The 26,436-nt window shown below is 71.5% G+C and carries 25 protein-coding genes; 13 read left to right on the top strand and 12 right to left on the bottom strand.

Annotated elements, in window-relative coordinates; all coding sequences use genetic code 11:
- From SSNG_RS25820 to SSNG_RS25830, 3 genes are all read right to left on the bottom strand, one after another.
- On the bottom strand, positions 1-405 hold a 405-nt coding region (locus SSNG_RS25820; RefSeq protein ID WP_007266857.1), incomplete at its 3' end, for an ATP-binding cassette domain-containing protein.
- A 173-nt stretch (positions 406-578) separates the two neighbouring features.
- Positions 579-1,940 carry an aspartate aminotransferase family protein gene (locus SSNG_RS25825; RefSeq protein ID WP_007266858.1) on the bottom strand — a complete coding sequence of 454 codons (1,362 nt, stop codon included), beginning with the start codon at positions 1,938-1,940 and terminating at the stop codon, positions 579-581.
- Between the two features lie 3 nt (positions 1,941-1,943).
- Positions 1,944-2,447 carry an Lrp/AsnC family transcriptional regulator gene (locus SSNG_RS25830; RefSeq protein ID WP_007266859.1) on the bottom strand — a complete coding sequence of 168 codons (504 nt, stop codon included), beginning with the start codon at positions 2,445-2,447 and terminating at the stop codon, positions 1,944-1,946.
- 170 nt (positions 2,448-2,617) lie between these two features.
- Here SSNG_RS25830 and SSNG_RS25835 point away from each other — a divergent pair, with 170 nt between their 5' ends.
- The 3 genes from SSNG_RS25835 to SSNG_RS25845 all read left to right on the top strand — a co-directional run bounded on the left by SSNG_RS25835 (position 2,618) and on the right by SSNG_RS25845 (position 5,933).
- Positions 2,618-4,057, top strand: coding sequence for a gamma-aminobutyraldehyde dehydrogenase (locus tag SSNG_RS25835; RefSeq protein WP_007266860.1), 1,440 nt, complete (start codon positions 2,618-2,620; stop codon positions 4,055-4,057).
- A gap of 112 nt (positions 4,058-4,169) precedes the next feature.
- Positions 4,170-5,345, top strand: coding sequence for a spermidine/putrescine ABC transporter substrate-binding protein (locus SSNG_RS25840; protein WP_042801910.1), 1,176 nt, complete (start codon positions 4,170-4,172; stop codon positions 5,343-5,345).
- A 78-nt stretch (positions 5,346-5,423) separates the two neighbouring features.
- Positions 5,424-5,933, top strand: coding sequence for a hypothetical protein (locus tag SSNG_RS25845; RefSeq protein WP_042801911.1), 510 nt, complete (start codon positions 5,424-5,426; stop codon positions 5,931-5,933).
- On the opposite strand, the gene SSNG_RS25850 is transcribed toward SSNG_RS25845, so the two are convergent.
- From SSNG_RS25850 to SSNG_RS25870, 5 genes are all read right to left on the bottom strand, one after another.
- Positions 5,900-7,099 (bottom strand): serine hydrolase domain-containing protein, encoded by a 1,200-nt coding sequence (locus SSNG_RS25850; RefSeq protein ID WP_042804116.1) that lies wholly within the window; start codon positions 7,097-7,099, stop codon positions 5,900-5,902. The genes SSNG_RS25845 and SSNG_RS25850 overlap by 34 nt on opposite strands.
- 148 nt (positions 7,100-7,247) lie before the next feature.
- Positions 7,248-7,976 (bottom strand): response regulator transcription factor, encoded by a 729-nt coding sequence (locus tag SSNG_RS25855; RefSeq protein WP_007266864.1) that lies wholly within the window; start codon positions 7,974-7,976, stop codon positions 7,248-7,250.
- The gene (locus SSNG_RS25860; protein WP_007266865.1) at positions 7,973-9,160 is read right to left on the bottom strand and encodes a histidine kinase; all 1,188 of its coding nucleotides are present in this window, start codon (positions 9,158-9,160) and stop codon (positions 7,973-7,975) included. Before SSNG_RS25860 ends, SSNG_RS25855 begins: the two co-directional genes overlap by 4 nt.
- The gene (locus tag SSNG_RS25865; protein ID WP_042801913.1) at positions 9,157-9,846 is read right to left on the bottom strand and encodes a glycerophosphodiester phosphodiesterase; all 690 of its coding nucleotides are present in this window, start codon (positions 9,844-9,846) and stop codon (positions 9,157-9,159) included. The genes SSNG_RS25860 and SSNG_RS25865 overlap by 4 nt, the downstream gene beginning before the upstream one ends.
- Positions 9,847-9,882: 36 nt before the next feature.
- Positions 9,883-10,908, bottom strand: a complete 1,026-nt coding sequence (locus tag SSNG_RS25870) for an adenosine deaminase (RefSeq protein WP_007266867.1) — start codon at positions 10,906-10,908, stop codon at positions 9,883-9,885.
- Positions 10,909-11,019: 111 nt separating this feature from the next.
- Between SSNG_RS25870 and SSNG_RS44940 the strand changes: the two genes are divergently transcribed.
- The gene (locus SSNG_RS44940; protein WP_007266868.1) at positions 11,020-11,781 is read left to right on the top strand and encodes a DUF4190 domain-containing protein; all 762 of its coding nucleotides are present in this window, start codon (positions 11,020-11,022) and stop codon (positions 11,779-11,781) included.
- Positions 11,782-11,817: 36 nt separating this feature from the next.
- Here SSNG_RS44940 and SSNG_RS25880 read toward each other — a convergent pair whose 3' ends face one another.
- Together SSNG_RS25880 and SSNG_RS25885 are read right to left on the bottom strand one after the other, a co-directional pair.
- Positions 11,818-12,231 (bottom strand): NUDIX domain-containing protein, encoded by a 414-nt coding sequence (locus SSNG_RS25880; RefSeq protein WP_042801916.1) that lies wholly within the window; start codon positions 12,229-12,231, stop codon positions 11,818-11,820.
- Positions 12,228-12,782, bottom strand: a complete 555-nt coding sequence (locus tag SSNG_RS25885; protein WP_042801918.1) for an NADAR family protein — start codon at positions 12,780-12,782, stop codon at positions 12,228-12,230. The genes SSNG_RS25880 and SSNG_RS25885 overlap by 4 nt, the downstream gene beginning before the upstream one ends.
- 180 nt (positions 12,783-12,962) lie before the next feature.
- Here SSNG_RS25885 and SSNG_RS25890 point away from each other — a divergent pair, with 180 nt between their 5' ends.
- The 7 genes from SSNG_RS25890 (at position 12,963) to SSNG_RS25920 (ending at position 20,820) form a co-directional block, all read left to right on the top strand.
- On the top strand, positions 12,963-14,477 hold the full coding sequence (locus SSNG_RS25890; RefSeq protein WP_042801920.1) for a gamma-aminobutyraldehyde dehydrogenase: 1,515 nt from the start codon (positions 12,963-12,965) through the stop codon (positions 14,475-14,477).
- 74 nt (positions 14,478-14,551) lie between these two features.
- Positions 14,552-15,799 carry a spermidine/putrescine ABC transporter substrate-binding protein gene (locus tag SSNG_RS25895; RefSeq protein ID WP_007266872.1) on the top strand — a complete coding sequence of 416 codons (1,248 nt, stop codon included), beginning with the start codon at positions 14,552-14,554 and terminating at the stop codon, positions 15,797-15,799.
- A 70-nt stretch (positions 15,800-15,869) separates the two neighbouring features.
- A complete protein-coding gene (locus SSNG_RS25900) occupies positions 15,870-17,018 on the top strand; it encodes an ABC transporter ATP-binding protein (protein WP_007266873.1) in 1,149 nt (382 codons plus the stop codon).
- A complete protein-coding gene (locus tag SSNG_RS25905) occupies positions 17,015-17,944 on the top strand; it encodes an ABC transporter permease (RefSeq protein ID WP_007266874.1) in 930 nt (309 codons plus the stop codon). The genes SSNG_RS25900 and SSNG_RS25905 overlap by 4 nt, the downstream gene beginning before the upstream one ends.
- A complete protein-coding gene (locus tag SSNG_RS25910; RefSeq protein WP_007266875.1) occupies positions 17,944-18,738 on the top strand; it encodes an ABC transporter permease in 795 nt (264 codons plus the stop codon). The genes SSNG_RS25905 and SSNG_RS25910 overlap by 1 nt, the downstream gene beginning before the upstream one ends.
- Positions 18,739-18,762: 24 nt before the next feature.
- On the top strand, positions 18,763-20,181 hold the full coding sequence (locus tag SSNG_RS25915) for an FAD-dependent oxidoreductase (RefSeq protein WP_042801923.1): 1,419 nt from the start codon (positions 18,763-18,765) through the stop codon (positions 20,179-20,181).
- 162 nt (positions 20,182-20,343) lie between these two features.
- Positions 20,344-20,820 (top strand): hypothetical protein, encoded by a 477-nt coding sequence (locus SSNG_RS25920; protein ID WP_007266877.1) that lies wholly within the window; start codon positions 20,344-20,346, stop codon positions 20,818-20,820.
- A 25-nt stretch (positions 20,821-20,845) separates the two neighbouring features.
- Here SSNG_RS25920 and SSNG_RS25925 read toward each other — a convergent pair whose 3' ends face one another.
- Positions 20,846-21,358: a phosphatase PAP2 family protein gene (locus SSNG_RS25925; RefSeq protein ID WP_241695118.1), complete on the bottom strand. Its 513-nt coding sequence runs from the start codon at positions 21,356-21,358 to the stop codon at positions 20,846-20,848.
- Between the two features lie 407 nt (positions 21,359-21,765).
- Positions 21,766-23,100, bottom strand: coding sequence for a 4-aminobutyrate--2-oxoglutarate transaminase (gabT, locus tag SSNG_RS25930; protein ID WP_007266879.1), 1,335 nt, complete (start codon positions 23,098-23,100; stop codon positions 21,766-21,768).
- 1,808 nt (positions 23,101-24,908) lie between these two features.
- On the opposite strand from gabT, the gene SSNG_RS45370 reads away from it, so the two are divergent.
- Both SSNG_RS45370 and SSNG_RS25940 read left to right on the top strand, forming a co-directional pair.
- Positions 24,909-25,709 (top strand): hypothetical protein, encoded by an 801-nt coding sequence (locus SSNG_RS45370; protein ID WP_050779730.1) that lies wholly within the window; start codon positions 24,909-24,911, stop codon positions 25,707-25,709.
- A gap of 106 nt (positions 25,710-25,815) precedes the next feature.
- The coding region (locus SSNG_RS25940; RefSeq protein WP_007266881.1) for a PucR family transcriptional regulator ligand-binding domain-containing protein at positions 25,816-26,436 on the top strand (621 nt) is incomplete at its 3' end.

A 26,436-nucleotide genomic window follows, 5' to 3' on the forward strand; every position in this document is an offset into this window, starting at 1 on the left:
GGCCCGGCGGGCGGCACGGTGCGGGGCGCCGCCGATGAGCAGGGGCAGGGCGGTGTTCTCCCAGACCTTGAGCTCGGGCAGCAGCTGCGGATCGGGGCCGATCCAGGCGAACCGGTCGCGGCGCAGGCGTTCGCGGGCGGCGGTTCCCAGGGTGTGGACGGGGACGCTGTTGAACCAGACCTCGCCCTGTTCGGGCAGCAGCTGCCCGGCCAGACAGCGCAGCAGGGTGCTCTTCCCGCAGCCGCGGGGGCCGGTCACGGCGAGGATCTCACCCTGGCGGACTCCGGCGGAGACCCCGATCAGGCCGGGGCTACCGCTGTGGGAGTAGTGCAGGGACCGGGCCCAGAGCAGGTCGTCCTGCGGTGGGGCCTGGTCGGGCCGGGCCTTGTCCGGGGGAGCCACCATGACGTACACCTCCGTCCGGGGGAACGAAGCGGAGCCCTTTCGGTCACTGGCACCGCAAGGAGATGTAAGGAGATGAACGTCGTGAAAGCTGACAGCACACGGCCCGGACCCCCGCGTTCTACTCGAACGGAGGATCCGGGCCGTGTGTTCGGGCTACTGCGTCCCCGGACCGGTTACAGCTTGGTCCACGCCTCGGTGAGCACCGAGCGCAGGATGCCTTCGATCTCGTCGAAGGTGCCCTGGTCGGCGATCAGCGGCGGGGCCAGCTGGATGACCGGGTCCCCACGGTCGTCGGCGCGGCAGTAGAGGCCGTTGTCGAAGAGCGCCTTGGAGAGGAAGCCGTAGAGCACGCGCTCGGTCTCCTCGTCCGTGAAGGACTCCTTGGTGACCTTGTCCTTGACGAGCTCGATGCCGTAGAAGAAGCCGTTGCCGCGGACGTCGCCGACGATCGGAAGGTCGTGCAGCTTCTTCAGGGTGTTGAAGAAGTTGCCCTCCTGGTCCAGCACGTGCTGGTTCAGGCCTTCCTTGTCGAAGATGTCGAGGTTGGCGATGGCCACGGCGGAGGACACCGGGTGTCCGCCGAAGGTGTAGCCGTGCAGGAAGGTGTTGTCGCCCTTGTAGAAGGGCTCCGCGATGCGGTCCGAGACGATGCAGGCACCGATCGGGGAGTAGCCCGAGGTCATGCCCTTGGCGCAGGTGATCATGTCCGGCACGTAGCCGAACTTGTCACAGGCGAACATCGTGCCGAGGCGGCCGAACGCGCAGATGGTCTCGTCGGAGACGAGCAGCACGTCGTAGGTGTCGCAGATCTCGCGGACCCGCTGGAAGTACCCGGGCGGGGGCGGGAAGCAGCCGCCGGCGTTCTGCACGGGCTCCAGGAAGACGGCCGCGACGGTGTCGGGGCCCTCGAAGAGGATCTGCTGCTCGATCTGGTCGGCGGCCCAGCGGCCGAAGGCCTCGGGGTCGTCGCCGTGGATCGGGGCGCGGTAGATGTTGGTGTTGGGCACCTTGTGCGCGCCCGGGACCAGCGGCTCGAAGGGGGCCTTCAGCGCCGGCAGGCCGGTGATGGACAGCGCGCCCTGCGGGGTGCCGTGGTAGGCCACCGCACGCGAGATGACCTTGTACTTGGTGTGCTTGCCCTGAAGCTTGAAGTACTGCTTGGCGAGCTTCCAGGCGGTCTCGACGGCCTCGCCGCCACCGGTGGTGAAGAAGACCTTGTTCAGGTCGCCGGGGGCGTAGTCGGCGAGGCGCTCGGCGAGCTCGACGGCCTTGGGGTGCGCGTACGACCACACGGGGAAGAACGCGAGCTCCTGGGCCTGCTTGTACGCGACCTCGGCCAGCTCCTTGCGGCCGTGACCGGCGTTGACCACGAACAGTCCGGCGAGACCGTCCAGGTAGCGCTTGCCCTTGTCGTCGAAGATGTAGGTGCCCTCACCCCGCACGATGGTGGGGACGGGCGCGTTCTCGTACGACGACATGCGGGTGAAGTGCATCCACAGGTGGTCGTACGCGGTTTTGGAGAGGTCCTGGCTCACGGGCTATCGAGTTCCCCACATGTAGGTCTGCTTCTTCAGCTTCAGATAAACGAAGCTTTCGGTTGATCGCACGCCGGGGAGCGTGCGGATCTTCTTGTTGATCGTTTCGAGCAGGTGGTCGTCGTCCTCGCAGACGATCTCCACCATCAGGTCGAACGACCCCGCGGTCATCACGACGTATTCGCACTCGGCCATGGCGGTCAGAGCGTCGGCCACCGGGTCGAGGTCTCCCTCGACGTTGATGCCGACCATCGCCTGGCGCCGCAGGCCCACGGTGAGCGGGTCGGTGACGGCGACGATCTGCATGACGCCCTGGTCGAGCAGCTTCTGTACGCGCTGGCGCACCGCCGCTTCGGACAGGCCCACGGCCTTGCCGATCGATGCATACGGACGGCGACCGTCCTCTTGCAGTTGCTCGATGATCGCCAGGGACACAGCATCGACCGAAGGGGACGGTTGTCTGTTCCTGGAATCTGCGCTTCGACTGACCACGACCTCACTGTGCACGAGGAGTCGTCTGTTCCGCAACCCGTAATCGATGAAATCCGTTGCGGACGGTCTCCGATTTCACGGATTTCGTAGTTGGTCGGGTCTGGCTCTGTCGAAAGCGTCACCGGAGGGGCTAGGCTTGGCAGGTCGTCTCAATCATTGGACATGTGATCAGGAGAGTGGCTGTAGTGACCACCGAACTGCGTCGTCTGCGCAACTACATCGGCGGGGAGTTCAAGGACGCCGCCGACGGGCGGACCACCGACGTGGTCAACCCCGCGACCGGCGAGGTGTACGCCACCGCCCCGCTCTCGGGCCAGGCCGACGTCGACGCCGCCATGGCCGCCGCCGCGGCGGCCTTCCCGGGCTGGCGCGACACCACGCCCTCGGAGCGCCAGAAGGCCCTGCTGAAGATCGCGGACGCCTTCGAGGCGCGCGCCGAGGAGCTCGTCGCCGCCGAGTCGGAGAACACCGGCAAGCCGCTGGGCCTGACGGCCAGCGAGGAGCTCCCGCCGATGGTGGACCAGATCCGCTTCTTCGCGGGCGCCGCGCGCCTGCTGGAGGGCCGCTCGGCCGGTGAGTACATGGACGGGATGACCTCGATCATCCGCCGCGAGCCGGTCGGCGTCTGCGCCCAGGTGGCGCCGTGGAACTACCCGATGATGATGGCCGTGTGGAAGTTCGCCCCGGCGATCGCCGCGGGCAACACCGTCGTCCTCAAGCCCTCGGACACCACCCCGGCCTCGACCGTCCTGATGGCCGAGATCATCGACTCGATCCTGCCCAAGGGCGTCTTCAACGTCGTCTGCGGCGACCGCGAGACCGGCAAGGCCATGGTCGAGCACTCCACCCCGGCGATGGCCTCCATCACCGGCTCGGTGCGCGCCGGCATGCAGGTCGCCGAGAGCGCCTCCAAGGACGTCAAGCGCGTCCACCTGGAGCTCGGCGGCAAGGCCCCCGTCGTGGTCTTCGAGGACGCCGACCTGGCCAAGGCCGTCGAGGACATCGCGGTCGCCGGCTACTTCAACGCCGGCCAGGACTGCACCGCCGCCACCCGCGTGCTCGTGCACGAGTCGATCCACGACGAGTTCGTGGCCGCGCTGGCCAAGGCCGCCGCGGAGACCAAGACCGGTCAGCCGGACGACGAGGACGTGCTCTACGGCCCGCTGAACAACCCGAACCAGCTGGCGCAGGTCGCCGGCTTCGTCGACCGCCTCCCCGCCCACGCCAAGGTCGAGGCAGGCGGCCACCGGGTCGGCGAGAAGGGCTACTTCTACGCCCCGACCGTCGTCTCCGGCCTGAAGCAGGACGACGAGATCATCCAGAACGAGGTCTTCGGCCCCGTCATCACCGTCCAGTCCTTCACCGACGAGGCCCAGGCCCTGGAGTTCGCGAACGGCGTCGAGTTCGCCCTCGCGTCCTCCGTGTGGACCAAGGACCACGCCCGCGCGATGCGCATGTCCAAGAACCTCGACTTCGGCTGCGTGTGGATCAACACCCACATCCCGCTCGTCGCCGAGATGCCGCACGGCGGCTTCAAGAAGTCCGGCTACGGCAAGGACCTCTCCGCCTACGGCTTCGAGGACTACACCCGCATCAAGCACGTGATGACCTCGCTCGACGCCTGATCCGCGGCCGCCGCCCGGGCGGTGGCGCACTGATCACCGAAGGGCCCTGACGGGGCGGGCAGTAGACATCTTGTCTATTGCCCGCCCCTTCGCGTTGTCCGAGGCTTTGGCCATGCCTGAACTCCTCTCCCGTCGCGCGGCGCTGCGCGGCCTCGGTGCCGCGGGCCTGCTCGCCGCCCTCACCGGCTGCGGCGTGCCCGCCGCGTACGTCCCGGAGGACCGGCGGCAGGCCCCGGACCTTTCGGACCGCGACCGCGCTCTCGCCTTCTCCAACTGGCCCCTCTACATCGACACCGACGACGAGGACGAGGAGAGCCGTCCGACCCTGGAGGCCTTCACCCGCAAGACCGGCATCCAGGTCCGCTACACCGAGGAGATCAACGACAACGACGAGTTCTTCGGCAAGGTCAGCCCGGCCCTGATGAACCACCAGGCGACCGGCCACGACCTGGTCGTCGTCAGCGACTGGATGGCCGCCCGCTTCGTCCACCTGGGCTGGGCGCAGAAGATGGACCGCTCGGCGCAGTCCAACGTCGCCGAGCACCTCGACCCGCAGCTGCGGTCGCCCGCCTTCGACGAGGGGCGGCTGCACACCGTCCCCTGGCAGTCGGGGATCACCGGCATCGCCTACAACCGCAGGGCCCTGGGCCGGGAGATCAAGTCCGTCAAGGACCTCTGGCACCCGGACCTGGCGGGCAAGGTGACCCTCTTCTCGGGCCTGGACGAGTCCTTCTCCCTGCTGATGCAGGGCAACGGAACCGACGTCACCCGCTGGACCGAATCCGACTTCCACCGGATGTGCGACCAGGTCGAGGACCTGGTCCGCAAGAAGCACATCCGCCGCTTCACCGGCAACGACTACACCTCCGATCTCGGCAAGGGCGACGTCCTCGCCTGCCAGGCCTACTCGGGTGACGCCATCCAGCTCCGGGCCGACAACCCGGACATCGAGTTCGTGGTTCCCGAGGAGGGCGGCGAACTGTGGGCCGAGAGCCTGCTCGTCCCCAACCTCGCGCGGCACAAGGCCAATGCGGAGGCCCTCGTCGACCACTACTACGACCCGGCGGTGGCCGCCGAGCTCGCGGCCGCGGTCAACTACGTCTGCCCGGTGCCCGCCGCCCGCGAGGTACTGGCCGCCTCGCCGGACCGGGAGACCGCCCAACTGGCCGAGAACCCGCTGATCTTCCCCGACGACGCCATGCGCCGCCGCCTCGCCGTGGCCCGGGACATCTCCTCCGCCGAACGCCCGGCCCTCGCCAAGCGCTGGAACGCCATCGTCGGACTGTGATCATGGTCTCGCGGCCGAACTGAACATGTTCAGGAAATTGGCTGAACGTGTTCAGTTCCCATGTGTAGGCTCCTTTCCATGAGCGAGAGAAGCGCCCTCCAGCGGCGTATCCGTGCCTGGCTTGTGCTGTTCCTGGTCTGCCTCGTCCTCAGCGGGCTCACCGCCTTCCCCCTGGTCACCGAACTCCACTGGGCCAACGAGCTGGTCTCCAACGACTGGCTGCACCGCGTAGGCGACGGACTGGACCGGGCCGACTCCGAATACCCCTTCCTCCTCTACGGCACCGACTGGCTCGCCTTCGCCCACCTCGTGATCGCCGTCTTCTTCTACGGGGTCCACCGCGACCCGGTCCGCAACGTCTGGATCGTCGAGGCCGGCATGGTCGCCTGCGTCGGCGTCGTCCCCCTCGCCCTGCTCAGTGCGCCGGTGCGCGGGATCCCCGGCTGGTGGTCGCTCATCGACATCTCCTTCGGGGTCTTCGGCATCCTCCCCCTGATTGCACTGCGCCGCCTGATCAAGCGGCTGGAGGCGCTCGAAGCGGCTGAGGGTGCCGGCTACTTGGCGAAGGCCGCGCCGATGATGCCGTAGGCCACCGGGTTCATGTCCCGTCCCTTGGCGTCGGTGGAGTTCACCGAATAGACCAGGGTGCGGGACAGGTCCCGGGTACCGCCGATGACCGTGCTGTAACCGTGCCGCGAGCCCGTCTTGCCGTACAGCTTCGTGCCGTCCGGCAGCACGAACTCCTTCAGGCCGGCCGTCTGCACCGCGTGCGCGCCGGTATCGCTCGCGGCGTCCACGACGTCGGGCACCGTGAACATCTCCTCCAGCTGCGCCTCCGGGACGACCTTGCCGCCGAACAGCGCCACCGTGAAGCGCTCCAGGTCCGCCGTCGTCGATATCAGGTCCCCCGCAGCCCAGTTGGACGAGGAGTTCCACTCCGACACGTCCACCAGCGAACGGCTCCCGTCGGCCCCCGCCACCGCCTGGTAGCCGTGGTTGTACGGGCCCGGTATGCGGTTCTGGGTACGGGCCGGGAACGAGGTGTGGCGCAGGCCCAGCGGCCTGATCACCCGGTCCCCGACGGCCTTCTCGTACGCCGTCCCCGTCACCTTCTCGATCAGCACGCCCAGCACGGTGTAGTGGATGTTGCTGTACCGCTGCTTCTCGCCCGGCCTGAACTCCGGCCCCTTCGCGACCGCGTCGGCGATCAGCGCGTGCGGGTCGACCAGGTCGAAGCGGTGGGCGTACTCGTCCGCGAACGTGTCCCCGGGGCCGTCGGCGGACCGCAGGCCGCTCGTGTAGTTCAGCAGCTGCCGCACCTTCACCGGCTCGAAGCCGGGCAGCAGCCCCGGCAGGTAGTCCTGCACCGGCCGGTCCAGGTCCACCTTCCCCTCCGCCGCCAGCTGGAGCACCACCGCCGCCGTGAAGGCCTTCGTCACCGAACCGGCCCGGAAGCGGGCCTCCTCCACCGCCGCGCGCCCGCTGCGGACGTCCGCGACACCCGCGCTGCCGCGCCAGGCGCCGCTCGTACCGCCCACCCGGACCAGCGCGGCGGTCGCGTCCTTGGTCCCCGCCCCGACACCCGCGATCGCCTTCGCCAGCGCCGCCGCGTTCGGCGCAGTGGTGAAGACGGGTGCGGGGACCCCCGCCGAGACGGGCGCCGGCGCCGGAGCGGCCTCGGCGGCCGCCACCGGACCGGCGGCCACCCCCAGGACCAGAGCGGCGGCGATGAGCGTGCGCGTACGTGCCTTCATGACGGTTCCCCCGTGTGCGACCCGGTGGGCCAGCTGCCCCCCGATGACCTCAATGCTCCAGGTCACAGGGGTGGTTGCGGATCACCAACAAGAGGGGTCTTCAGCGGTACGACAACTCACCGGCGCGGGGGAGGCGGCCCGCCGCCCCTCACTCTCCAGAGGGAGATACCCCGGAGGGACCCGCCGAGCCCGCCACCGCCCCCGCCACCGCCGAGCCCGCCGCGATCAGGCCCGTCTCGTACGCGCAGATCACCGCCTGGATCCGGTCCCGCAGCCCCAGCTTCGACAGCACGTTCCCCACGTGCGACTTCACCGTGTGCTCGCTCACCACCAGCGCCGCCGCGATCTCCGCGTTCGACAGCCCCCGCCCCAGGTGCAGCAGCGTCTCCCGCTCCCGGGCCGTCAGCACCCCCAGCCGCTCCGCTGCCAGGGGGTCCGGCGCGGCAGGCCGGGCCGTCACCGCCGTGTACTCCTCGATCAACCGCCGCGCCACCGAAGGCGCCAGCAGGGACTCGCCCGCCGCCACCACCCGCACCGCGTGCACCAGGTCGTCCCGCCGCACGTCCTTCAGCAGGAACCCGCTCGCCCCCGCGTGCAGCGCCTCGTAGACGTACTCGTCCGAGTCGAAGGTCGTCAGCATCACCGTCCGGCACGCGCTCCGCGCCGAGATCACCCGGCAGGCCTCGATCCCGTCCAGCACCGGCATCCGGACGTCCAGCAGCGCCACGTCCGGGGACAGCCGCTCGACCGCCGCGACGGCCGCCGCCCCGTCCCCTACCTCCGCCACCACCTCGATGTCCTCCTGCACGTCCAGGATCATCGCGAAGCCGCTGCGCACGAGCTCCTGGTCGTCGGCCACCACCACACGGATCGTCAATTCCCCACCTCCAGCGGCGAGGTTACAAGCACCGTGAACCCGCGCCCGTCCGCACCCGGCCCGCTCCACGCCGTCCCGCCGTGCGCCGCCGCCCGCTCCCGGATCCCGATCAGCCCGTGACCGCCCGGAGCGCCGCCGGCCGGCCCCCGCCCAGGTCCGCGCCCGTCGTCCGTGACCCGGACCGCGAGCTCCCGGGACCCGTACTCCAGGCGCACGTCCACCGTCGAGGCCCCCGCGTGCTTCACCACGTTGGTCAGCGCCTCCTGCACCACTCGGTGCACCGTCGCCTCCAGCGCCGTCGGCAGCACGCGCACTTGGCCCGTCCGCTCGTACGACACCGCGAGCCCGCTCGCCCGCACCCGGTCCACCAGCGCCGGCAGCGCCCCGATCCCCGGCTGCGGGGCACGCGGCGCCGCGGCCTCCTCCGCACGCAGCACCCCCAGCATCGTCCGCAGCTGCGCCATCGCGTCCCGGCCCGTCTCGGCGATCGCCTCGAAGGCCGCCTCCGCACGCTCAGGCGCCCGGCGCACCGCCACCGGACCGGCCTCCGCCTGCACGATCATGATGCTGACGGCGTGCGAGAGGATGTCGTGCATCTCCCGCGCGATGCGCGCCCGTTCACGCGCCGCCGCCTGCTCCGCCTCGATCCGGTTCGCCCGCTCCAGCTGCTCCGCCCGGTCCTCCACCGCCGCCGTGTACGCCTGCCGCGTGGCCTGAAGCCGGCCGAGGGCGAACGCCGCCCCGAAGACGAACAGCGCGAACAACAGCTCCCTGGCCGTACCGCTGTTGAGCGCCACGGACACGGGGACCAGCACGGCCAGGGCCGTACCGACGGACAGCCGCACCCGCGACGCCCCCAGGAGCGCGATCGAGTAGACGCAGATCAGCGCGGCGTACGGCAGCGGCTGCCCGGGACCGTCCAGGGCCAGCTGGTAGGCCGAACCGGCCGCGACCACCCCGAGCAGCGCCGTCACGGACGCCCGGCGCCGCCACACCAGCGGCGCGTTGCCCAGCGTCGTCACCAGGTACGCCGTCCAGGTGGCCGGCGGGTACGCCGGGTCGCGGGGCACCACGAAGGGGATGGTCGTCGCCACCTGCACCAGCAGCGTCAGCCCCACGTCCCGCCAGCGCGGATCGGCCCGCGGGACCAGCGCACGCAGGCGTTCGGCCGGTCCGCGCGTCACCGGCCGAGACCGGCCCTCACGGCGGCCAGCGCGTCCAGTCTGTTGGTGGTGACCGAGTCCACCCCGGCCCGGACGACGGCGCGCATCGACCGCTTGGTGTCCGGCGTCCAGGCCGACACCAGCAGCCCGTCCCGGTGCAGGGCGTCCGTCAGCTCCCGGCCGACCAGCCCGAAGCGGTAGTTGAGCCAGCGCGGCCTGACCGCGTCGATCAGCACCCGGCGCGGCGGCGACAGGGTGGTCCAGGTCAGCGAGATCTCCGCGCCCGGGTCGGCGGCGCGGACCGCGAGCATGGTGTTCGGCCCGGCGCAGTAGTACGCGCGGTCGCGCGCCCCGCACTCGCGCACCAGGTCGACGACGGTCTTCACGGCCTCGTAGGAGGCACCCGGCAGGTCGATCATCAGCCGGCCGGCCCCGGCCTCCATCAGCGCCTCGCGCAGGCTCGGCACCCGGCCGTCCGTCAGCTCCTTCAACTGGGGGGCGGTGACGGCGTCGAGCCGTACGTCGTACCCCCACAGCCGCTCCAGCGTCTCGTCGTGGAGCAGGACCGGCACCCCGTCCCGGGTCAGCCGTACGTCGATCTCCACCGCGTCCGCTCCGCGCGCGAAGGCGGAGCGGACGGAGGCGAGGGTGTTCTCACGGAACCGGTAGGGATCGCCGCGGTGGCCGACGGCAGTCAGATCGCTCATGCCCCCATTCTCGGGGGCGCCGGCGATCAAGGGGAGTCAGCGGGCGAGCCATTCGGCGGTGTACGCGTCGATCTCGGCCATGAGCTTCGCCTTGCCGGCCTCGTCCAGGAAGGAGGCCTCGACGGCGTTCTTGGCGAGCTGCGCGAGGCCCCGCTCGTCGAGGTCGAGGAGCCGGGCGGCCACCGCGTACTCGTTGTTGAGGTCGGTGCCGAACATCGGCGGGTCGTCGCTGTTGATGGTGACGAGCACGCCCGCCGCGACCATCTCCTTGACGGGGTGCCGGTCGAGGTCGGTCACCACGCGGGTGGCGATGTTGGAGGTCGGGCAGACCTCCAGCGCGATCCGGTGCTCCGCGAGGTACTTCAGCAGTTCCGGGTCCTGGGTGGAGCTGGTGCCGTGGCCGATGCGCTCGGCGCCCAGCTCGCGGATGGCGTCCCAGATGGTCTCCGGGCCGGTGCTCTCCCCTGCGTGCGGCACGCTGTGCAGGCCTGCGGCGCGGGCCCGGTCGAAGTACGGCTTGAACTGCGGGCGCGGGACGCCGATCTCGGGGCCGCCGAGCCCGAAGGAGACCAGGCCCTCGGGGCGCAGGTCGACGGCGAGGCGGGCCGTCTCGGACGCGGCTTCGGGGCCGGCCTCGCCGGGGATGTCGAAGCACCAGCGCAGGATGACGCCCAGCTCGGTCTCGGCGTCCTTGCGGGCGTCCTCGATGGCCTCCATGAAGGCGGTCTCGTCGATGCCGCGGCGGGTGGAGGAGTAGGGGGTGATGGTCAGTTCGGCGTAGCGGATGTTCTGCCGGGCCATGTCGCGGGCGACTTCGAAGGTGAGGGTGCGCACGTCGTCCGGGGTGCGGACCAGGTCGACGACCGACAGGTAGACCTCGATGAAGTGGGCGAAGTCGGTGAAGGTGAAGTAGTCGGCCAGCGCGTCGGGGTCGGTGGGGACCTTCGAGTCGGGGTGGCGGGAGGCGAGTTCGGCCACGATGCGGGGGGACGCCGAGCCGACGTGGTGGACGTGCAGTTCGGCCTTGGGCAGCCCCGCGATGAAGGGGTGCAGGTCGGGCATGGGGGCCTCCGGGAGGACACGGGTGCGGGCGGGTCGGCCTCATCGTAGGCAGGCCCCGGCCGTGTCGGTGGCAGCGCTTAGCATGGCCGTACGAGAGAAGGGGGGCGCCGCATGACCGACCACAGCCCTGAACCGCGGGACCCGTGGGCGCCGCCCGAGCGGCCGGCGCCCGACCGGGCGAAGCCGCAGGGCGCGCAGCCGGCCCCGCCGGTTCCGCCGGTGCACGAGCAGCCGACGGTGGTGGGCATGCCCGGCGTGCCCCCCGCGCCCGCGCCGTCCGGGTACCCGCCGCCGCAGCCGGCCCCGCCGGCCGCCGCTGCGTACCCGCAGCCCCCGGCCCCCGGGTCCGCGTACGGGTACCCGGCGCAGCCGGCTCCCGGCGCGTACGCCTACCCCGGCCCGCCGGCGGCCCCGGGGCAGCCCGGGTATCCCGGCCAGGCCGGCTACCCCGGGTACCCGGGCCAGCCCGGCTACGCGGGCCAGCCGGGCTACCCCCCGGGCTACCCCGGATACCCCGGCCAGCCGGGGTATCCGTACCCGTACGCGGCTCCGCCCGCGAGCAACGGCTTCGGGGTCACCGCCCTCGTGCTCGGCATCCTGTCGGTGTTCGCCTGCGCCACCATGTTCGGGGCCATCGCCCTCGGCATCGCCGCGGTCGTCTTCGGAGCGCTGGGCAGGGGCAAGGCCGCCCGGGGCGAGGCGACCAACGGCGGTGTGGCCCTGTCCGGCATCATCCTCGGCGCGGTCGGCCTGGTGCTGGGCATAGGCATGACCCTGCTCATCTTCGTCGGTCCCGACTTCGACGACCCGGACGGCGGCTCGGACTCCCCGTCCTCCGTGTCCCAGGTCGACGGCCCGCGCGAGCAAACCTGAGCGACCGTCGACCCGCCGCCCTCCTCGACGTCCGCATCAGAGCGGGGCGGCCGACAGGAGGGTGGGGACCATCCAGGGCCCGTCCGGGTCGGCGCGGGGGGCCGGGACCCAGGTCAGCCCCACCATGCGGGGACACGGGCAGTCCAGGTCCCCGTCGACCCCCAGCACCGGCTCGCCGGGCGCGACCGCCACCCGGAAGCAGGTGGTCCACCCGGAGGGGTACGGCGCCTCGTACGCGTACCGCACCTCCAGGGGGCGCAGCCCCGTCTCCTCGGCCACCTCCCGCCTGACCGCGGCCTCCAGGCCTTCCCCGGGCTCCACGCCGCCGCCGGGCAGGGTCCAGTACTCGGCCCCGTCGTGGCGCCCGGACGGCCCCCGGTGCCGCTCGCGCACCATCAGGACACTGCCGTAGCGCACGATGACGGCCGCCACCCGGCGCCGTTCCGTCACCCGGCCTCCTCGCGCAGCCGCTCCCGGGCCTCCATCAGGGCGAAGCCCAGCAGGTTCAGGCCGCGCCACTGGTCCGGCCGCAGCGCCCGCTCGTCGTCGGCGGCCAGCCCGATGCCCCAGATCCGGTCCACGGGGCTCGCCTCGACCAGCACCCGCGACCCCGTGCCCAGCAGGTAGGAGCGCAGCGCCGGGTCGGAGCCGAACTTGTGCACGCTGCCCTCGACGACCAGCGCGAACCGCTCCCGCCGCCAGACCTCCTCGTCGAACCGGCGCACCAGCCGCCCGGCCTTCTTGGCCGCCGCCGGGCTCCCGGCCTCCAGTGCGGCGCGCTCGGCCTCGGCGTCCCCGAACAGGCGCGCCTTCCCGGCCATCATCCAGTGCTCCGCGGTGGCGTACCGGACGTCACCCACAGTGAAGGGGGAGGGCCACCACTGGCTGAGACAGCTCGGTCCGAGCCTTCCGTCGGGCTGCGGACGGTGTCCCCAGAAGGGCAGGTACTTCACCCGCTCACCACGGCTGACCTGCCCGATCAACTTGTCGATCATCTCCATGCACGCGAGTCTTGCAGTCACCACTGACACTTCGTACGGGATTTCGGGGATGCCTCGACATATGGTCGACCGATTCCGTCGCGTAATCAAAAGGCAACAACGGAATCCCTTGGCGGGGGAGAACGCCTCTGCCAGGATCGGCACTCAATTCGAGCTGTAGCTACGGAGAGCGTGAGAGCGATGGGTAACCGCTTCCAGGTCAAGGACCGCTTCGCAGACGGCGCGCAGTACATCGACGGCCGGCTCCGGTCCGGCACCTCGGGGCGGTCGCACACCGTCGTCGACCCCGCCACCGGCGAGGAGGTGCTCACCTACGAGCTGGCCGGAACGGCGGACGTGGACGAGGCCGTGGCCGCCGCCAAGCGGGCCTTCCCCGCGTGGTCGGCCGCCACTCCGGGCGAGCGCTCGGACGCCCTGCACCGGCTGGCCGCCGTACTCGCCGAGCAGGCCGCGGACTTCGCGTACGCCGAGTCCCTCCAGTGCGGCAAGCCCCTCAAGCTGTCGACCGAGTTCGACGTGCCGGGGACCATCGACAACACCGCGTTCTTCGCCGGCGCGGCCCGCCACCTCCAGGGCCAGGCGGCCGGCGAGTACTCGGGGGACCACACCTCCTACGTACGCCGCGAGGCCATCGGGGTCGTCGGCTCCATCGCGCCCTGGAACTACCCCCTCCAGATGGCCGCCTGGAAGATCCTCCCGGCCATCGCCGCGGGCAACACGATCGTCCTCAAGCCCGCCGAGCTCACCCCGCTGACCTCCCTGATGTTCGCCCAGGCGGCCAAGGAGGCGGGCATCCCCGACGGCGTGGTCAACATCGTCACGGGTGCCGGACGGGACGCCGGCGAGCACCTGGTCGGCCACCCCGACGTGGTCATGACCTCCTTCACCGGCTCCACCGCCGTCGGCAAGCGGGTCGCCGAGATCGCGACCGCCACCGTCAAGCGGCTCCACCTGGAACTCGGCGGCAAGGCGCCCTTCGTCGTCTTCGACGACGCCGACGTCGAGGCCGCCGCCCACGGCGCGGTCGCCGCCTCGCTCATCAACACCGGCCAGGACTGCACCGCCGCCACCCGCGCCTACGTGCAGCGCCCGCTGCACGACGCGTTCACCGCCCGGGTCGCGGAGCTGATGGAGACCGTCCGCCTGGGCGACCCCTTCGCGCCCGCCACCGACCTCGGCCCGCTCGTCTCGCACGCCCAGCGCGACCGGGTCGCCGCGTTCGTCGAGCGCGCCCGCTCGTACGCCACCGTCGTGACCGGCGGCGAGATCCCCGGTGGGGACCTCGCCGAGGGCGCCTACTACCGGCCCACCCTGATCTCCGGCGCCGCGCAGGACAGCGAGGTCGTCCAGTCCGAGATCTTCGGCCCGGTCCTGGTCGTGCTGCCCTTCGACTCCGACGACGAGGGCCTGGCCCTGGCCAACGACACCCCGTACGGGCTCGCGGCCTCCGCCTGGACCCGCGACCTCTACCGGGCGAACCGCGCCACCCGCGAGCTCAAGGCGGGCTGCGTCTGGGTCAACGACCACATCCCGATCATCAGTGAGATGCCGCACGGCGGATACAAGGCGAGCGGCTTCGGGAAGGACATGAGCGCCTACTCGTTCGAGGAGTACACGCAGGTCAAGCATGTGATGTTCGACAATACTGCGGTGGCCGCGAAGGACTGGCACCGCACGATCTTCGGGGACCGATAAGCACCGATATGCGGCTACCGCCGCGTGGCTACGCCGCCTGACCAGCGGCCAACCCTCCCGAAAGGGCAACGCGCATGGAGCAGTTCGAGCCCGACCGCCTCTCGGCGGCGCAGACCGCAGCGATGCGGCGCAGCCTCACCAGCGGGCGCGGCGCCCTCACCCGCCGCTCGCTGCTGCGCGCCTCCGGCGTCGGGGCGCTCACCCTGGGCGGCCTCTCCGCCCTCACCGCCTGCGGCATCCCGCCCGCCAAGCGCGAGGGCGGGGCCGTGCCCTCCGACGACCACTCGGACCAGGAGAAGGAGATCAACTTCTCCAACTGGACCGAGTACATGGACACCAGCGACGACGAGAAGACCCGTCCCACGCTGGAGGAGTTCACCAAGCGCACCGGGATCCAGGTCAAGTACACCGAGGACATCAACGACAACGTCGAGTTCTTCGGCAAGATCCGCCCGCAGCTCGCCGCCGGCCAGGACACCGGCCGCGACCTGATCGTCGTCACCGACTGGCTCGCCGCCCGCATCATCCGCCTCGGCTGGGCGCAGAAGCTCGACCCCTCCCACCTCCCGCACGCCTACGCCAACCTGATCCCGCAGTTCCGCAACCCCGACTGGGACCCGGGACGCGCCCACAGCTACCCGTGGACCGGCATCGACACCGTCATCGCCTACAACTCCAAGGCCACCGGCGGCAAGAAGGTCGACTCCGTCACGCAGCTCCTCGACGACCCCTCCCTCAAGGGCCGCGTCGGCTTCCTCACCGAGATGCGCGACTCCGTCGGGATGACCCTCCTCGACCAGGGCAAGAACCCGGCGAACTTCACCACCGCGGACTACGACGCGGCGATCGGCCGGCTCCAGAAGGGCGTGGACACCAAGCAGATCCGCCGCTTCACCGGCAACGACTACACCGCCGACCTCGACAAGGGCGACCTGGCGGCCTGCCTCGCCTGGGCGGGCGACGTCATCCAGCTGCAGGCCGGCAACCCGGACATCCAGTACGCGATCCCGGCCGCCGGATACATCACCTCCAGCGACAACCTGATCGTGCCCGTCAAGGCCCGGCACAAGGCCAACGCCGAGAAGCTCATCGACTACTACTACGAGCCCGAGGTCGCGGCCCAGCTCGCCGCGTTCATCAGCTACGTCTGCCCCGTCGAAGGCGTGAAGGAAGAACTCGCCAAGATCGACCCGGCACTCGCGGACAACCCGCTGATCGTCCCGGACAAGGAGATGGCCGCCAAGGCCCACGCCTTCCGCTCCCTCACCAGCGAGGAAGAGACGGCGTACGAGGAGAAGTTCGCCAAGCTCATCGGCGCCTGACCGGACCGCACCCGCCGGCACCCCCCGCGCCCCGTCCCCTTCCACGACACACCACCGAAGGCCCAGGCCCATGACCGACAAGACCGCGAGCGGCGACGTCCGCCTCGCCGGGATCAGCAAGCACTACGGCTCCTTCACCGCGGTGCACCCGCTGGACCTCACCATCCCCCAGGGCTCCTTCTTCGCCCTGCTCGGCGCCTCGGGCTGCGGGAAGACCACCACCCTGCGCATGATCGCCGGCCTGGAGGAGCCCTCCACCGGCACGGTCAGCCTCGGCGACCGCGAGGTCACCCACCTCCCGCCGTACAAGCGCCCGGTGAACACCGTCTTCCAGAGCTACGCGCTGTTCCCGCACATGGACATCTTCGAGAACATCGCCTTCGGCCTGCGCCGGCGCGGCATCAAATCCGTCAAGAAGCAGGTCGACGAGATGATCGACCTGGTGCAGCTCGGCGAGCACACCCGCAAGAAGCCCCACCAGCTCTCCGGCGGCCAGCAGCAGCGCGTGGCCGTCGCCCGCGCCCTGATCAACCACCCCCAGGTACTGCTGCTCGACGAGCCGCTCGGCGCCCTCGACCTCAAGCTGCGCCGCCAGATGCAGCTGGAGCTCAAGCGGATCCAGACCGAGGTCGGCATCACCTTCGTGCACGTCACGCACGACCAGGAGGAGGCCATGACCATGGCCGACACGGTCGCGGTGATGAACGGCGGCCGCGTCGAGCAGCTGGGCGCCCCCGCCGAGCTGTACGAGAACCCGCGCACCACCTTCGTCGCCAACTTCCTCGGCACCTCGAACCTCATCGAGGCCTCCGTCGAGTCCACCGGCTCCGACGTGATCGTCTCCGCGTCCGGCACGACCCTGCGGCTGCCCACCGCCCGATGTTCGACCACGCCCCGCGCGGGCGGAAAGCTCCTCGTCGGCGTGCGCCCGGAGAAGATCTCCCTGGTCCCGGCGGGCGACGAGGACACCATCGCGGCCGGCCGCAACAAGGTCGCCGGCAAGATCGCCGACTCCTCCTTCATCGGCGTCTCCACGCAGTTCGTCATCGACAGCCGGGTCTGCCCGGAACTGGAGGTGTACGTCCAGAACATCGAGCGCGACGCCCGCCTCGTCCCCGGCGCCGACGTGGTCCTGCACTGGAACCCGGAACACACCTTCGGCCTGGACGCCGCTCAGGACATCGAAGCCGGCATCGAGACGGTCGAGGAGAGCGCGTGACCGCCACCGCCGCGCCCCCCGAGGCCCCCGCACCCGCCGAGCCCCCGGTACACCGCGCATCGATGAAGAAGCGCCTGGTCCCGTACTGGCTGCTGCTCCCCGGCATCGTCTGGCTGCTCGTCTTCTTCGTGCTTCCGATGATCTACCAGGCCTCGACCTCGGTGCAGACCGGCTCGCTCGAAGAGGGCTTCAAGGTCACCTGGCACTTCCAGACCTACTGGGACGCCCTGACCGAGTACCTCCCGCAGTTCCTGCGCTCCCTGCTGTACGCGGGCACCGCGACCGCGCTGTGCCTGCTGCTCGGCTACCCGCTGGCCTACCTGATCGCCTTCAAGGCGGGCCGCTGGCGCAACCTCCTGCTGGTCCTCGTCATCGCCCCCTTCTTCACCAGCTTCCTCATCCGCACGCTGGCCTGGAAGACGATCCTGGCCGACGGCGGCCCGGTGGTCGGCGCCCTCAACGCCGTCGGCTTCCTCGACGTCACCAGCTGGCTCGGCATGACCGAGGGGGACCGCGTCCTCGCCACACCGCTCGCGGTGGTCTGCGGCCTGACGTACAACTTCCTCCCCTTCATGATCCTGCCGCTCTACACCTCCCTGGAGCGCATCGACACCCGCCTCCACGAGGCCGCCGGCGACCTCTACGCCACCCCCGCCACCGTGTTCCGCAAGGTGACCTTCCCGCTCTCGATGCCGGGCGTGGTCTCCGGGACCCTCCTCACCTTCATCCCGGCGAGCGGCGACTACGTCAACGCCGAACTGCTCGGCTCCACGGACACCCGGATGATCGGCAACGTCATCCAGTCGCAGTACCTGCGGATCCTCGACTACCCGACAGCGGCCGCGCTGTCCTTCATCCTCATGGCCATCGTGCTGATCATGGTCACCATCTACATCCGCCGAGCGGGGACGGAGGACCTGGTCTGATGCGTTGGCTCCGCCGCAATCTCGTGGTCATCGCGGGCCTCGCCACGCTCGCGTACATGATCCTGCCGAACGTCGTCGTGACGGTGTTCTCCTTCAACAACCCCACCGGGCGGTTCAACTACGCCTGGCAGGAGTTCTCCCTCGACGCCTGGAAGGACCCCTGCGGGGTCGCCGACATGTGCGGCTCCCTCGCCCTGTCCCTCCAGATCGCCCTGTGGGCCACCATCGGCGCCACGGTCCTCGGCACCGCCATAGCCTTCGCGCTCGTGCGGTACCGGTTCCGCGCGCGCGGCGCGGTGAACTCGCTGATCTTCCTGCCGATGGCCATGCCCGAGATCGTGATGGCGGCCTCGCTGCTCGCCCTCTTCCTCAACATGGGCATCCAGCTGGGCTTCTGGACGATCCTCATCGCCCACGTGATGTTCTGCCTCAGCTTCGTCGTCGCCGCCGTCAAGGCACGCGTCCTGTCCATGGACCCGCGCCTGGAGGAGGCCGCCCGCGACCTCTACGCCGGACCGGTGCAGACCTTCCTCAGGGTCACCCTGCCGATCGCGGCCCCCGGCATCGCGGCGGGCGCGCTGCTGTCCTTCGCGCTCTCCTTCGACGACTTCATCATCACCAACTTCAACTCGGGCAACACCGTCACCTTCCCCATGTTCGTGTGGGGATCGGCCCAGCGCGGTACGCCCGTCCAGATCAACGTCATCGGCACGGCGATGTTCGCCATCGCGGTGCTGGTGGTCCTCGCCGGCCAGTGGGCCGGCAACCGCCGCAAGAAGGCACAACCGAAGTAGAAACCCCGTAGGGAGTTGGAAGCCATGGCCCCAGTCGCCATGCGTAGTGTTGCGAAATCGCTTTCCGAGGCCAAGCCGGTCTCGTACTGGCTGGACGACCCCGGCCGCCCGGCGCCACAGCCCGCCCTCACCTCCGACGAGCGCTGCGACCTGCTGGTCGTCGGCGGCGGCTACAGCGGCCTGTGGACCGCGCTGATCGCCAAGGAGCGCGACCCCGGCCGGGACGTCGTACTGATCGAGAGCAAGGAGGCGGGCTGGGCCGCCTCCGGCCGCAACGGCGGATTCTGCGCGGCCTCCCTCACCCACGGCCTGGCCAACGGCATCGCCCGCTGGCCGGGCGAGCTGGCCAAGCTGGAGGAACTGGGCGCACGCAACCTCGACGCCATCGAGGAGGCCGTCGCCCGCTACGGCATCGACTGCGACTTCGAGCGCACCGGCGAGATCGACGTGGCCACCGAGCCGCACCAGGTCGAGGAGCTGCGGGAACTGCACGAGGAGGCCGTCAAGCTCGGCCTCGGCGAGGGCTCCGAGTGGCTGGAGGGCGAGGCCCTGCGCGCGGAGGTCGACTCGCCGACCTTCCTCGCGGGCCTGTGGGACCGCGACGGCGTCGCCATGCTCAACCCCGCCAGGCTGGCCTGGGGCCTCAAGCGGGCCTGCCTGGAGCAGGGCGTGCGGATCTACGAGAACACGCGCGGCCTGAAGATGGCGCAGGCCGGCGCCGGGATGACCGTGGAGACCCCCTACGGGACGATCCTCGCCCGCCGGGTCGCCCTGGGCACCAACATCTTCCCGTCGCTGGTCCGCCGGATCCGGCCCTTCACCGTCCCCGTCTACGACTACGCGCTGATGACGGAGCCGCTGGACGAGGAGCAGCTCGCCTCGATCGGCTGGAAGAACCGCCAGGGGCTCGGCGACAGCGCCAACCAGTTCCACTACTTCCGGATCACCAGGGACAACCGGATCCTGTGGGGCGGCTACGACGCGATCTACCCCTACCGGGGCAAGCTCGACTCCGAGTACGACCACCGCCCCGAGACCTACCTCAAACTCGCCGAGCACTTCTTCACCGCCTTCCCGCAGCTGGAGGGGGTGCGCTTCAGCCACGCCTGGGGCGGTGCCATCGACACCTGCTCCCGCTTCTCCGCCTTCTTCGGCACCGCGCACCGGGGCAGGGTGGCCTACGCCGCCGGGTACACCGGGCTCGGCGTGGGCGCCACCCGGTTCGGCGCCGAGGTGATGCTGGACCTGCTCGACGGCCTGTCCACCGAGCGCACCCGGCTGGAGATGGTGAAGTCCAAGCCCATGCCGTTCCCGCCCGAGCCGTTCGCCTGGACCGGGATCGCCCTGACCAAGTGGTCGCTGGCCCGCGCCGACGCCCGGGGCGGCCACCGCAACCTGTGGCTCAAGACGCTGGACCGCCTCGGACTCGGCTTCGACAGCTGACGCCCGTCCGGCCGTAGGCCCGTGCGCCCCGGCGCACGCCCGAGGGCCGCCCCGTGACCCGCTTCACCCCCATGGAGCAGCACAACCCGCGTCATAGCCCCGCCCGGCCCCGCTCTCTCCCGGTGAGGACCTCACCGCGACGAGACGAACGGAGGCCGGGCGATGACGCTCCCGGGAGCGAGGACCGCAGTGGAATGGCTGGCAGCGGCGGCGCCGGATCCGGACGCCTGCCGGTGGGAGTGGGAGCGCAGCCCCCTCGGGGTCGCCCTGCTGCCCGCCGGCCGGCACTGGGACGTGCTGGTCGTGCCCGGGGAGCTGGGGCGGGCCGCCCACGGCGTACTGCGCCTGCTGCCCGCCCCGCCCGGCCCGGTGCTGGCGGACTCCGGCGACGCCCGGGTGGGCTTCTTCGTGCCCCCGGGCACGGCTACCCGCTGGATCGGCACGGGCGTACGGGGAGCGGGCCGCGGGAGCTGGATCGCGGTCCCGTACCCCGGCCGGGCCGCGGGCGGCCCCCGCTGGCTCGAACTCCCGGACGGCCGGGGCACCCTCACCGACCCCGCGCTGCTGGAGCTCGCACTGCACGAGGCGGCGGCGAGGGCCCTGGCGGGGGAGGGGCGGGGGGCCCGCGCGAAGCCTTGACCAGGGGGTCGGTCTTCGACTCCCGCTACGGCCGCTGACGTCCGCCCGCCACCCGGCGGACCCCCAGCAGCAGCGGTACGCACAGCAGGACGCTGGCCAGCACGTCGAGGGGCCAGTGGAAGCCGCGCAGCACCAGACCCGTGGCCGTCGCCGCCGACAGCACCAGGGCGGCGGCCATCGGCCAGCGGCGGCGGACGTACGGGGCGAGCAGCAGGGCCGCGCCCACGTACGCGGTCAGGGCCGTCGCCGTGTGGCCCGAGGGGAAGTAGCCGGCCGCCCAGGGCTCCAGCGGGCCGGGGCGGGCGGTCCACGCCTTCAGGGGCACGATCAGCGCCGGCACCAGGGCCATCGCCAGGCCGGCCGCGAGCGCCGCGAGGCGCCGCCCGCGCCAGGCGGCGTACGCCATGGCCAGCGCGAGGACGGGTACGGCGACCGGGACGTTGCCCAGGTCCGCGAGGCGCTCGGTGACGGCGTCGGGCACGGTGCGCACCACGGCGCGGCTGAGGGCGTGGTCCGGGACCAGGAGCGGCCCCGACACCAGGACCTGCCAGGTGATCAGGGCGAAGAGGCCGAGGCACAGGGTCGTCGGGAGGATGGCCGGCCGCCCCGGAACAGGGGGGATGGTTCCGGGGCGGCCGCCCGGATCGGGTTGCCGTGCGCCCCGGGGGGTTTGGGGCGGACGGCCGTCCGATCTGAGAGGAGTGTGCGCGAACGCATGACCAGTACGGCGCTGGGGAAGCCCGGTACCGGTATCGCCCCCGGTGGCCCGGGAGCGGTCTGTCTCACTCATCTGCAGAAACCGTACGCCAGCGAAAGGGGGACCGACAGCGGGAACGCGCTCCCGCCATCGGCCCCCCACAGCTTCTTCACAGCGCCCGACGGTTACCGGTGGTATGGGGCGGGCGCCGCGTGCAAGCGTTCCAGTCCTTCGAACTGAACGTTCGGTCAGATGCCCGCGAACGCGGCCTCGATGACGTCCAGGCCCTCGTTCAGCAGGTCCTCGCCGATGACGATCGGCGGGAGGAAGCGGAGCACGTTGCCGTAGGTGCCGCAGGTGAGGACGATGACGCCCTCGGCGTGGCAGGCCTTGGCCAGGGCGCCGGCCGCCTCCGGGTTCGGGGTCTTGGACTCCGGGTCCTTGACCAGCTCGATGGCGATCATGGCGCCGCGGCCGCGGATGTCGCCGATGATCTCGTACTTCTCCTGCATCGCGGACAGGCGCGACTTCATGAGGGACTCGATCTTCTTCGCCTTGGCGTTGAGGTCGAGCTCCTTCATCGTCTCGATGGAGCCCAGCGCGCCGGCGCAGGCCACCGGGTTGCCGCCGTAGGTGCCGCCCAGGCCGCCCGCGTGCGGGGCGTCCATGATCTCGGCGCGGCCCGTCACGGCGGCCAGCGGCAGACCGCCGGCGATGCCCTTGGCGGTGGTGATCAGGTCCGGGACGATGCCCTCGTCCTCACACGCGAACCACTGGCCGGTGCGGCAGAAGCCGGACTGGATCTCGTCCGCCACGAAGACGATGCCGTTGTCGTTGGCGAACTTCACGATCGCCGGCAGGAAGCCCTTGGCCGGCTCGATGAAGCCGCCCTCGCCGAGGACCGGCTCGATGATGATCGCGGCGACGTTCTCGGCGCCGATCTGCTTGGTGATCTGGTCGATCGCCTGGGCGGCGGCCTCGGGGCCGCAGTTCTCGGCACCCGTGGGCCAGCGGTAGCCGTAGGCGACCGGGACGCGGTAGACCTCGGGGGCGAACGGGCCGAAGCCGTGCTTGTACGGCATGTTCTTCGCCGTCAGCGCCATCGTGAGGTTCGTGCGGCCGTGGTAGCCGTGGTCGAAGACCACGACGGCCTGGCGCTTGGTGTACGCACGGGCGATCTTGACGGCGTTCTCGACGGCCTCGGCGCCCGAGTTGAACAGGGCCGACTTCTTGGCGTGGTCACCCGGGGTCAGCTCGGCCAGCGCCTCGCAGACCTCGACGTAGCCCTCGTACGGCGTGACCATGAAGCAGGTGTGGGTGAAGTCGGCGAGCTGCGCGGTGGCGCGGCGCACGACGGCCTCGGCGGAGCCGCCGACCGAGGTCACGGCGATGCCGGAGCCGAAGTCGATCAGGCGGTTGCCGTCGACGTCCTCCAGGATGCCGCCGTCCAGCCGCTTCGTGAAGACGGGCAGCACGGAGCCCACGCCGCCGGCCACCGTGCCGAGACGGCGGGCCTGCAGCTCCTGCGACTTGGGGCCGGGGATCGCGGTGACGAGCTTGCGCTCCTGCGGGACAGCGGTCATGGAGGGCTCCTGGGGGGTGTTTTCGGACGCACTTGTGTCTTTGTCCGCAGGCTAGGCCCGGGGGAGGGGGTAAGGCATGCTCCGTTCGGGAGTGGTGCCCGCGTGTCCTTGTCCGTGGCGGCCATAGGAAGGAACCGGCGCGTGTCCCGCGGATCGCCTGGCCGGGCACTAGATTGAGCGCCGCGGCGCGTAGGAACGGGCAGGGGGCAGGGGTTTCATGAACACCGAGGGCACGCACGACGGACAGTCGACCCGCGGGGGCCACGTCCCCCGGCCGGCCGGCCCGCCCCCACCCCTCGGCACCCCGCCGAAGCCGCAGCACGCGCCGACGGTCGGCACCCCGTTCACGGACTGGCTCCGCACCCCGCGGCCGACGGCCGACCCGGGCACGTGGCGGTTCGGGCACGTGCCGCGTGCCGAGGAGGAGCCCGAGGAGGGTTCGGACCGCTCTCTGATCAGCGGTGCCGCGATCTCGGCCCTGGCCTGCGTGCTCGTCTGGTCGCTGATGCGCAACGGCTACATCCCGTACTGGACCCTGCCGCTCAAGCTCTTCTCTCCGGACGATTGGTGGGCTCCGCTTGGTGGCGAACCCGTGAAGGGGACGGGCGGCGAGGTGGCCCAGCCGCTCTACGAGCTCCTCTTCGACGCCGCCCTGATCTACGGATTCGGGCGCCTCGGCGCCTGGGCGACGGCGTGGCGGCGTGTGATCGTAGCGCGCGGCCGGATGGTCCAGGCGGGGGTAGTTGCTGCCGCCTGCCTGATCACGCTCTGGCTCGTGGCGGAGCTGTCGCTGCCGCTCAGGCTCGTCGTGTATCCGTTCCTCCCCCTGGTCCCGGGTGACATGAACGGCAACACCACGATGATGGCCCGAGCTGACATGGTCATCACCGTACTGATCGTGCTGGCCTTCATGTGGCCCGCACTGCGCCGACCCGCCGACAGCGCCGCATCGGTGTCCCGGGGCTCCCGGCCGACTGAACCGAGCCCGGTCGAGCCGGGCTCGCCCGCCGACCCCGCCGAGTGGTCCGAGGTGCGGGCGGCGGGACTGGTCGAGGCCGCCGAGCGGCTTGGGCGGGAGGCTGGGGGTGGGGGGATGAACGACGTGGACTTCGCCCGGATCCGGCGGGCATGGGAGTCCGTGCGGGCCGACCCGACCCGGCTGCGGGCCTTCGACGACGCCGTGAGGGACAAGGGCGCCGGTGCCTGCGCCCACCCCTCCGGCGACCGCGACCTGCCGGTCCGCGCCGCCCGGCACGACCTGCTCACCCGGCAGGTGCTCCTCGGCACCGTCGAGGACGGCGAGCGCAACCCCTACGCCCGCCGCGGCACCGGCCTCGCCCTCGACCCCGGCGTGCTCGGGACCTCCCTGCTGGCCGTCGGCCCCTCCGGCACCGGCAAGACCGCCCGCCTCGTGCGGCCCGTCGTCGAGTCGCTCGCGCTCCAGGCACTGGCCGGGCAGGCCGCCGTCGTCGCCGTCGGCGCGGCCGGCTCCCGGCTCGGCCCCGACGAGGCCTACGACATCGTCGTGCGCGTCGGAGACCCCGCCTCCGTCCACGACCTCGACCTCTACGGCGGCACCGCCGACCCCGACGAGGCCGCCGGCCTCCTCGCCGAGGCCTTCGTCGGAGACGTCCCCGGCATCGACGTACGCCGCGCCGCGACCACCCTCGCCCATCTGATCGGCCCCTTCCGCGAGGCCTACTGCCGCTTCCCCGCCGTACCCGAACTGCGCGAGCTCCTCGACGGGGTGACCTCCGCCCTCACCGCGCTCCAGCCAGGCACTGGGGGTGCACCGGCCGGCTACGGCCATGCTCCGCGAGCTCGACGTCGTCGCCTGCGCCAGAAAGGGAGCCCCCGGCGACACCGGGCTCGGCACTCGCCGACGCGCCGACTCTGCTCGAACTGGCCGGCGTTCAGCGACTTACTTCGACGTCGGGGCCGTCGTCGGCGGCTCCGAGCGGCGCGGGCGCCCCTTCTCGCTGCGCGCCCTCGAACACCCCGTCCGGGTCCGCGTCGACCTCCCCGAGCGCGCGCACGCCGACGCCTCCCGGATGCTCGCCCGGCTGCTCCTCGCCCAGTTCAACGCGGCCGCCGCGGCCCGCGCCGACCGCTCGCTGTTCGCCTTCCTCGCCCTGGACGACGCCTCCCACACCCTGACCCCGGAGACCGTCCGAGGCGTGCAGCGGCTGCGGTCGGCCAACGCCGGCGTACTGCTGACCCTGCGCACCCTGGACGACGTACCGGAACCCCTGCGCACGCCGCTGCTGGGCGCGGTCGGCTGCCGGATGGCCTTCTCCGGGGTCACCACCTGGGACGGGCAGCGCTTCGCCGAGGCCTGGGGCACCGAGTGGGTCGAGACCCGGGACGTCACCCACCGGACGGTCTTCGCCGACCAGCCGCTCACCCGGGCCATCCACGCCTTCCGCAAGCTGGTCACCGGCAAGGCCGTGACCACCGACGCCGTCACCGTGCGCCAGGTCGAGCGCGAGCGCTGGTCCGCCTCCGAGCTGGCGCACGCCGTGCCGCCCGGCTGCGCGGTGCTGTCGCTGACCTCCGTCCGGGGGGAACGAGCCGCGCCGCTGCTGCTCCGGCTGTCGGGAACCGGCTGAGGGGACCCGTACGGGGTGGCAGAATCGAAAGGGGTCGTTCATACGGCATGGCGAAAACCCGTGCCGGTCCCGGTCCCCCTCTCCCGCCCTCCCCGTCTGGAAACCGATGCCGCTCACCCTCGCCTCGCTCGTCCAGCACTCGGCGCTGAAGCTCACCGTCCGGGCCGGGGAGGACCGCCTCGACACCCCCGTGCGGTGGGCGCACGTCAGCGAGCTCGCCGACCCCGTCCCGTACATGGAGGGCGGCGAGCTGCTGCTCGTCACCGCGATGAAGCTGGACGCGGACGACCGCGAGGAGATGCGCCGCTACGTACGCCGGCTCGCCGCGGCCGGGGTCGTCGGCATCGGCTTCGCCGTCGGGGTCAACTACGAGGCCATCCCCGAAGCGCTGCTGGAGGCCGCCCGCGAGGAGGACCTGCCGCTGCTGGAGGTGCCCCGGCGGACCCCGTTCCTCGCCATCAGCAAGGCCGTCTCCGCCGCCCTGGCCGCCGACCAGTACCGGGCCGTCACCGCCGGCTTCGAGGCGCAGCGGGAGCTGACCCGGGCCGCGCTCTCCGCCGACGGCCCGGCCGACCTGCTGGCGAAGCTGGCGGCCCACGTGCACGGCTGGGCCGCGCTGTACGACACCTCCGGCGCCGTCGTCGCCGCCGCCCCCGACTGGGCGGCGCGCCGGGCCGCCCGCCTCACCTCCCGACGTGGAGCGGCTGCGCGAGCGGCCCGCGCCGGC

Origin of the sequence: Streptomyces sp. C (genome assembly GCF_000158895.1) — a bacterium.
GTDB lineage: Bacteria > Actinomycetota > Actinomycetes > Streptomycetales > Streptomycetaceae > Streptomyces > Streptomyces racemochromogenes.